The following is a 380-nucleotide window of genomic DNA, read 5'->3' on the forward strand; positions in this document are numbered from 1 at the left end:
TTACACCAGGACTTGGTGATGCAGGCGACCGTCTGTTTGGCACTAAATAATAATAGGAGGATTTTATTACAATGAAGAAAATTATGACGATATTTGGTACGCGACCTGAAGCTATTAAAATGGCACCTTTGGTTTCAGAACTGAAAAATGATCCGGAGTTACAACCAATTGTAGTTGTGACTGCACAACATAGAGAAATGCTGGACTCAGTTCTTGAAACATTTGATATCACACCAGATTATGATTTGAATATCATGAAACAAGGGCAAACACTTTCTGAAGTAACTTCTAGAGTGCTAGGTGGACTTGAAAGTGTTATTCAAGAAGTGAAACCAGATATGATATTGGTACATGGAGATACAACTACTACTTTTTCTTGT

At 36.8% G+C, this 380-nt stretch carries 1 protein-coding gene; it reads left to right on the forward strand.

Annotated elements, in window-relative coordinates; all coding sequences use genetic code 11:
- Positions 1-71: 71 nt before the first annotated feature.
- Positions 72-380 (forward strand): UDP-N-acetylglucosamine 2-epimerase (locus E4T88_RS17905; RefSeq protein ID WP_185146769.1); only part of this gene is annotated, 309 nt, incomplete at its 3' end.

It is taken from the genome of Dysgonomonas mossii (assembly GCF_004569505.1).
Taxonomy (GTDB): Bacteria; Bacteroidota; Bacteroidia; order Bacteroidales; family Dysgonomonadaceae; genus Dysgonomonas.